Annotated in this window: 2 protein-coding genes; one reads left to right on the forward strand and one right to left on the reverse strand. The window is 70.6% G+C overall.

The window, feature by feature from the left end; translation table 11 throughout:
* A partial coding sequence (locus BBH68_RS38710; protein ID WP_245738543.1) for a ketopantoate reductase family protein occupies nucleotides 1-521 on the reverse strand: 521 nt, incomplete at its 3' end.
* 229 nt (nucleotides 522-750) lie between these two features.
* On the opposite strand from BBH68_RS38710, the gene BBH68_RS38715 reads away from it, so the two are divergent.
* Nucleotides 751-1,152 (forward strand): LysR family transcriptional regulator (locus tag BBH68_RS38715; protein WP_141713175.1); only part of this gene is annotated, 402 nt, incomplete at its 3' end.

A 1,152-nucleotide genomic window follows, 5' to 3' on the forward strand; every position in this document is an offset into this window, starting at 1 on the left:
TCGTCCTCGCGTACGGTCACGCCTAGACCAGCCTGTCGCAGCAACGCCGCGAAGTCATCAACGGGGGCGGCTAGTTCGAGGTCGGCGAACGGGCTGGTGTGGGCGATGCGGCCGGGCGCCGTGCGGGTGGCCTCGACCCGGATGGTGCCCGCGACGACCCGGGCAGAGGGGAAGCGCTCGCGGAGCACGGCGAGATGGTCGAGGCCGTTGAGCAGCGGGACCACGACCGCCGTGCCGAGCACCTCGGCCGGGATGCGGTCGAGCGCCTCGGCGAGCGCGGTCTGCTTGACCGTCACAAAGACAGCGTCTACCGGCTCGCGCAACTCGGTGTCGGACTCCACCACCGCGATGAACTCCCCGTACCGATTGCTGTCGACGCGCAGCCCGTCCCGGCGCAGCACGGCGACGGTCTGTTCCCCCGCCAGGCAGACGACGCGGTGGCCGGCACGGGCGAGCAGCGCACCGACCAGGCCGCCGACGCCGCCTGGGCCGAGAACCGCCACGGTCGTGGTTGTGCTCATGTGTGCTCCTGTCCGGGAAATCAATGAGTCGAGAGGTGGGGCGGCCGGGGCCGGGAAGCCAGTCGGGCCCGTGGCGGGTCGGCACCCGCCCGCATCCAGGACCGCGTCCGGACCGCGGAAGAGACAGCGGGCGGGTTGCCGCCCTGGGCCCGGAACGATGATCAAACCTCGCGATACCCAAGTCAATCCACGGATTGGCTGGGCAACACCCAAGCAGTAGCTTGGGTCCGTGACACTTGACGATCTCCGTGTCTTTGCCGCGGCCTGCCGAACCGGTTCGCTCAGCGGTGCCGCCCGTGAACTGGGCTGTACGCAGTCGGCCGTCAGCCAGCACGTGAAGCGACTCGAGCGCGAACTGGGACTCAGCCTGCTCGAACGCCACCCGCGCGGGATTGCGCCGACCTCGGCGGGGCGGCTGCTGCACACGGCGGTGACCGAGGGCCTGGGGCGCATCGACCAGGCAGTGCGCCGGATCGAGGAACTCGGCCGCGCGGAGGGCGGATCGGTACGGGTCACCACCGGTGCCACAACCGTCCGGCACTTCATGGCCGCCGCCGTGGTCGACTTCCGCCGGCGCTTCCCGCGAGCCAGTCTCGAATTCCAGACCAAGACCTCCAGCCGCGGCTGCTTC

The organism is Streptomyces sparsogenes (assembly GCF_001704635.1).
GTDB lineage: Bacteria > Actinomycetota > Actinomycetes > Streptomycetales > Streptomycetaceae > Streptomyces > Streptomyces sparsogenes.